Below are 5,406 nucleotides of genomic sequence, written 5' to 3' on the forward strand. Positions count from 1 at the left end.
CATAAATACAATTTATATCCCTTTTCAAAAATTCTTAACGACAAATCATCATCTTCATAATTCCCTGGTGTAAATCGTTCATCTAATACTCCAACTTCATCTAACACTGATTTTTTTATAAGCATACAAAATCCTATTAATTTCATACGTTCTTCCCACTTATTTTTATCACTTTGATTATATAAAGTTGCAAAATTCTGCATCCCTTGAATATCCTTATAAAAGGTTTGTATAGCAGTATAGTAAGCAGCATTATTAGTGACGGGTCCTACAGCTCCAGTATCTTCGTTTTCATACAAACACCGAATTAAGTTTCTTAACCAATTTTTAGTTACGACCACATCATTATTTAATAATAGAATATTATCACCTTTTGCCTTTTTAATTCCCTGGTTGCATCCCTTTGGAAAACCCATATTTTCTGCATTTTCCACTAGTATAATATCCGATTGTTTTTGTAACCATTCTACAGTACCATCTGTTGATGCATTGTCCACAACTATTAACTCATACTCTTGTTCCACTGTATAAGTTCTAATACTTTGGATGCATTCTTTTGTGTATTGTAATTGATTATGAGTTAATATAATTATACTTGTGAGCATGAATCAGACTCCTCTCAGCAACCGAAATAATTATCTAGTATTATTAAATACTATTTTTTAAATAAACCATCAAAATATTTTCTATTATATTCAATACTCGGATTATTAGGTATGAACTGTGCAGCTTGTTCGTTGTGATAAATTGCCTTTTCATATTCTTTTATTCGATCATAACAAATACATAGTTGAATATGCGGCAACCATGTATGACACTCTTCCCGGACAAATGGAGAATCCTTTGATCGCGGTCCGTCAATTGCTGCATGGTACCAATATATTGCTTTGGCATATTCACTTTGTTGCAAAAATACACGTCCTAAGTGGCAACAAAGTTCTCCTCTAGGTGTGTCATACATAAATGATTGTAAACAAGAATGGATAGATTTTTTTAAGTCCCCCAATTCAAAATAACATTCGGCTCTTTTTAAACAAGCTTGAATATTATCTTCAACCCAACCCTTTTCTTCATCTAAAAACCTTGAATACCACTTAACAGCCTTATCATATAATCCGTGATCCTTACATTCATTTGCATAATAGTACACATCGCGGGGGCTAAACTCTTTTCCACTCTCAAGATGTTTTTCATATATTTTCAAATTACGATTAGTATATGCTTTTTCTTTTTTATGACTTACCCCTACATCACTATTTATAAGATTTCCATACACCTCTAAATATTCATGAACAAATCCATACCATTGAAAATTTTTACTTCTGTTGACTAATCGATATCTCCTTAAAGAATGTGTTGGATTTCCTTCTATATCAAAAGTTAAATAATATTTCATAGATACTGCATCCGTACTACGATCTAACGTACGTTTTAACTGTAGCAATTTCTTTCCATCATCCGTACCTATTATGTCATCTGCGTCTAGCCAAAGAATATATTCTTTTGTAGCTTTAGAAAATGCAAAATTTCGTGCCGCTGAAAAATCTTCAATCCACTGAAAATCATAAACTTTCGCATCGTACTTCTTCACAATCTCTTTTGTAGCATCTGTTGAACCTGTATCTACAATAATAATTTCATCCACAACACTTTTGACCGACTCTAAGCATTTTGATATAGTCTGTTCTTCATCTTTTACAATCATGCATAAACTAATAGTAATGGAGTTTTCCATCATATCCCCCCTATCCTTTTGATGTATATGTTTGGAGAGAAATTTATATTTCTTTTGCTTCAAAATTGAGTTTTCATTTTACAAATTACACATAATGAGGCCTGCGGTGAAATTGGATAGGGGAATTTCACGAGAGGATTACGAACCAATGATAAAAACCGAAGCCTGAACAAGACTTCGGTTCTTTATATAGAGAATACATAATTTCGATTCCTTTTTACTCCGTACCTTCCGCGGTAGCAATATCATTCTCTAAGTTTTCTCTTGATAATTCAGCCGCCATAAAATCAGCTGTTTCAGGAAGTGCTAAATGCATATGGGCTTTTTGACAAATTTGGATCGTACAGTTTTCTACAACATAGTCGAAAACATGTCCGCCCCCGCTTCTTTCATCATCAATGTAATGTAAGTGGAAACCTGCTACACCAATACCTTGCGCGTAATCCGGTGTCCAAAATCCAGCCATCGTTCCATCCGTATCTTTAAACGAAAAAATCGGTTGTGATTTCGTCACTTCAACGAGCGGCGTATACGGTTTTTCTTGTCTTGGGACAGTTCTCGTTCTAACTTCACGGAACGTACCGTCCATTCGAATACCATAAAATAAGTTTTTACTTGGCATTAACTCATGTAATAATGCTTCCACTTCTTCACGATTCATCGGACGCTCTATCGTATAACTCATTTCTTTTTCAAAAAACGTTACAGTCGCAAAAGGTGTTGTTTCTTCCGGTTCTACTTTTTCCGCTGAACCATCTGAACGTAAATGGTAAAACTCATTATCAAACGCAATCATTTCACCATCTAATTGATCAAATGTGCCGATGCCAAAATCACCACGTTCTTTCAGTTCCTCAAAATTAATAACACCATCATATATACCATCTAATAGCGCAAGCATTGTAGATGTTTGATATACTTCATTACTCATTTTCGTTCTTTTTGCATCAATATCAATTAATTGCGCAACAGTCATCTCACTCATGCCCCCATTAGTTTAATTGGTTTGGTAATAGTTTTTCACTTAACTTAATGTTGTCACGGTAATCGATTGGAATATCAACAATGACAGGGCCTTCTGCTTCTAACGCTTCTCTCAATACACCTTCTAATTCGTCTGGTGTATTAACACGAAGACCTATTGCACCGAAACTTTCTGCATATTTCACAAGATCAACATCACCAAACTCTGTAGCTGATGTTCTACCGTATTTCATCATTTGTTGGAACGCAACCATATCATATGTACCGTCTCTCCAAACGAGATGTACAACCGGTGCATTTAAACGTACCGCTGTTTCTAACTCCATCGAAGAGAATAAGAAACCACCGTCACCTGACACTGAGACTACTTTTTTACCCGGTTCTACTAAAGTAGCGGCAATTGCCCAAGGAAGTGCAACACCTAACGTTTGCATACCGTTACTAAATAATAATCTACGTGGCTCATAAGAACGGAAACATCTCGCCATCCAAATAGAATGGGAACCGATGTCACATGTAACGGTTGTATCGTCACTAATTAAAGAACGAAGTGTACGAATGACTTGAAGTGGATGCGTAACACCTTCTGAAGCACGGTTTGGAACTTCTGCTTGCTCTGATAATTTCGAGCGTAATCGTTCTAAAACTGCTTCTGATTTCTTATTTAATACAAGTTTCGGTAATTTCTCTGCGATGCTATTTACAGTTAAAGCGATATCGCCAATTAATTCACGCTCTGGTTGGTAATCATGATCGATATCCGCTTGGTGGTCATCAAGATGAATAATCGTTCTGTCCCCAAGTTTATTCCAGAATTTCGGATCATACTCAATTGGATCATAACCGATAGAAATAACAAGATCCGCTTCTTCTAGTAAAATATCACCTGGTTGGTTACGGAATAATCCAACGCGGCCGAAGAAATGATCTTCTAACTCACGTGAAATCGCGCCAGCTGCTTGATATGTTTCAACAACAGGCAGTTCTGTATCAGCAATTAATTCACGAACCGCTTTCGTCACTTCATTTGTGCTCGCTCTCATGCCGAGTAAAATAACTGGTAATTTCGCTGATTTTATTTTTTCTACTACATATGTAATTTCATGTGTGGGAGCGATTCCAAGCTGTGGCTTAGAAAGCGCACCAATAGACCCTACAGTCGTTTCCGCAGTCATAACGTCTTGCGGAAGACTTACTAAAGTAGCTCCTGGATTTGTGGAAGTCGCACTTCGAAATGCATTTGATAGTGCTTCTGGCACATTATCAGGATGCTCTACTTCTACGCTATATTTTGTGATTGGTTCGAATAGTGCAGCATTATCCATAGATTGATGCGTACGTTTTAATCGATCAGTACGCGGAACTGCACCAGCTAAAGCAACAACGGGATCACTCTCCGCATTCGCAGTAACAAGACCTGTCGCTAAATTTGATGTTCCTGGTCCTGAAGTTACAAGACATACACCCGGTTTCCCTGTTAATCTACCAATAGCAGCTGCCATAAATGCTGCGTTTTGTTCATGACGACAAACAATTAACTCTGGTCCTCTTTCTTGCAGTACATCAAATACAGAGTCAATCTTCGCTCCTGGAATACCGAAAACATGTGTAACACCTTGTTTAATTAAACAATCAACAACAAGATCTGCTCCTCTTGTTTTTGTTTTCACGTCGTTTGCTTTTACACCTGTACTCAAACTAATCATCCCTTTATTTCATAATGTGTGTAATAAAGATTTTTACTTTATATACTTCACCACATTAATTAACATAGTGTAATATATCTTGTTTATCATTATAGTACAAATGCATTATTTTTCCAACGATATGAATTTGACAGTATTTTGACAATTATTCGGGAATGCGCTTTCAACCTTTTATTTATCCTAAAATAACATTTTTATATCGCCTCTAAAAATGCACAAAAAACTTCCATCTAATCACAGTATTAATAAGATTACAGTACCTTGCAAAGAACACTACTAAATGATATATTTGTAAATATTGGAATGCCCAGTAATTGGAATACGCTTTATGATTAGTATCCCCCCCTTTCAAAAGATAGAGAAAGATTATGCCGTTTGTTTATAAAAAAGATAAGATTCTCAGCTGTAATTCATCATTTTATAAAGGAAAGTGATTGTTATGAACAAAAGTGAATTTTTGGAACAACTTAGTTCTTCCCTGCGGAATATGCCTAATGTAGAAAAAAAAGATATTATCTCGGAATACGAAACTCATTTTATTAGTGGTAAACAGGATGGTAAATCTGAAGAAGAAATTTCTAAAAAACTAGGAAACCCTAAAACTATCGCTAAAGAACTTAATGTTTCATATGCAATAAGCAATGCTGACAATAAACGCAGCTTCAAAAATATGATCACCGCACTATTTTCTGTTATGAGCTTAAGTGTTTTAAACTTTACATGTATCATTATCGCCTTTTTCGTACTACTCTTTTTATTACCGATTCTTCTGGCACTTATCATTGCCACTCCACTATTAATCATTTCACCTATTTTATTAATAGGGTTAGGATTTTTTAAAGGGTTTCATCAAATCAGTTATTCCGATGTTTATAATGTGTTCATCGCTTTTTGCAGCGGTTTACTCATATCCGTCATATCTTACCAAATGGTAAAACATCTATACGCAACTTTAGTAAAGTATTTGAAATGGAATATAGC

At 35.4% G+C, this 5,406-nt stretch carries 5 protein-coding genes; 1 reads left to right on the plus strand and 4 read right to left on the minus strand.

The annotated features are described in order from the left end of the window. The 4 genes from AB3X48_RS17035 to alsS form a co-directional block, all read right to left on the minus strand. Nucleotides 1-605, minus strand: a 605-nt coding sequence (locus tag AB3X48_RS17035) for a glycosyltransferase family 2 protein (protein WP_367959753.1), incomplete at its 3' end; no start/stop codon positions are given. Between the two features lie 50 nt (nucleotides 606-655). After that, nucleotides 656-1,735, minus strand: a complete 1,080-nt coding sequence (locus AB3X48_RS17040; RefSeq protein ID WP_088098721.1) for a tetratricopeptide repeat-containing glycosyltransferase family 2 protein — start codon at nucleotides 1,733-1,735, stop codon at nucleotides 656-658. A gap of 217 nt (nucleotides 1,736-1,952) precedes the next feature. Beyond that, nucleotides 1,953-2,711 (minus strand): alpha-acetolactate decarboxylase, encoded by a 759-nt coding sequence (gene alsD / locus AB3X48_RS17045; protein ID WP_088098720.1) that lies wholly within the window; start codon nucleotides 2,709-2,711, stop codon nucleotides 1,953-1,955. Between the two features lie 16 nt (nucleotides 2,712-2,727). Next, complete coding sequence (gene alsS / locus AB3X48_RS17050) at nucleotides 2,728-4,416, minus strand: acetolactate synthase AlsS (RefSeq protein ID WP_088098719.1); 1,689 nt, start codon at nucleotides 4,414-4,416, stop codon at nucleotides 2,728-2,730. A gap of 448 nt (nucleotides 4,417-4,864) precedes the next feature. On the opposite strand from alsS, the gene AB3X48_RS17055 reads away from it, so the two are divergent. Next, nucleotides 4,865-5,406: HAAS signaling domain-containing protein (locus tag AB3X48_RS17055; RefSeq protein WP_367959754.1), on the plus strand; the 542-nt coding region annotated here is incomplete at its 3' end.

The sequence above is a fragment of the Bacillus sp. S4 genome, from assembly GCF_040838205.1.
In the GTDB taxonomy this organism is placed as follows: Bacteria; Bacillota; Bacilli; order Bacillales; family Bacillaceae_G; genus Bacillus_A; species Bacillus_A cereus_U.